The sequence below is a fragment of the Pseudoalteromonas sp. SANK 73390 genome (genome assembly GCF_054966645.1).
In genome coordinates this window covers 1-528 of record NZ_ARPN01000062.1, presented here as the reverse complement: position 1 = coordinate 528, position 528 = coordinate 1, and the positions used below count along the sequence as shown (strand labels likewise).

The following is a 528-nucleotide window of genomic DNA, read 5'->3' as shown; positions in this document are numbered from 1 at the left end:
ATGCTTTTGGCGAGGCGCCTTCCGAGTTCCCTGGAACGGACGCCACAGAGGGTGAGAGCCCCGTCTGGTCGGATGCCAAGCCTATGTAAAGCTCCTTCGACGAGTCGAGTAGTTTGGGAATGCTGCTCAAAAATGGGAGGTATATGTCTTCTAAAGCTAAATACCGGCCAGAGACCGATAGCGCACAAGTAGAGTGATCGAAAGATGAAAAGCACTTTGAAAAGAGGGTTAAAAAGTACGTGAAATTGTTGAAAGGGAAGCGCCTATGACCAGACTTGGGCCCGGTGAATCATCCAGCGTTCTCGCTGGTGCACTTTGCCGGGCACAGGCCAGCATCAGTTTGGCGCGGGGGATAAAGGCTTCGGGAATGTGGCTCCCCTCGGGGAGTGTTATAGCCCGTTGTGTAATACCCTGCGCCGGACTGAGGTACGCGCTCCGCAAGGATGCTGGCGTAATGGTCATCAGCGACCCGTCTTGAAACACGGACCAAGGAGTCGTCTTCGTATGCGAGTGTTCGGGTGTAAAACC

1 rRNA gene is annotated in these 528 nt (G+C 54.0%); it reads left to right on the top strand.

What is annotated here, in order from left to right:
- Nucleotides 1-528 (top strand): 23S ribosomal RNA (locus SANK73390_RS09370); the annotation flags it as partial.